This window comes from Acinetobacter sp. NIOH-H-8 (genome assembly GCF_046635365.1).
Lineage (GTDB): Bacteria > Pseudomonadota > Gammaproteobacteria > Pseudomonadales > Moraxellaceae > Acinetobacter.
This window is the reverse complement of the sequence record NZ_JBHDVN010000375.1, coordinates 1-383: the sequence shown is the minus strand read 5'-3', so window position 1 is coordinate 383 and position 383 is coordinate 1. Positions and strand designations below refer to the sequence as shown.

Here is a 383-nt window from a genome sequence, read left to right as displayed (position 1 = left end):
ATCCCCCCCTCACCGCCATCTTCAAGTTGAGAGCCTGTACAGAAGTACAGGCTTTTTGCTTATATGTATCCCCCAAACCAAGGGGGGATGAGAACCACCGACCGGGGTTCGACAACTGGCGCAGCCAGTTGGACAGACCGGGCGCGCAGCGAACGGGCTGCCCGAAGGGCGAGCGCAGCGAGTCAATCCCCCCCTCACCGCCATATGTAAGAAAGAGCTCGTACGAATGTACGGGCTTTTTTTCGCATTAAGCCCCCGTCCATTGCCGGATGGCGGCACAGTTCACGGGCGCCTTATCCAGTCTACATAAGCGCAGCGCCACCGACCAATAACACCACCATCCGGCTTTAAATTTTAGCCAAGAATTTCAGTGAGTTTAACTT

The 383-nt window shown here is 55.4% G+C and carries 1 other RNA gene; it reads left to right on the top strand.

Annotated features, from left to right (window positions below):
* The first annotated feature begins 66 nt into the window (after nucleotides 1–66).
* A non-coding RNA gene (locus ACEWB7_RS18725) (RtT sRNA) lies at nucleotides 67–203 on the top strand.
* Nucleotides 204–383: the final 180 nt, after the last annotated feature.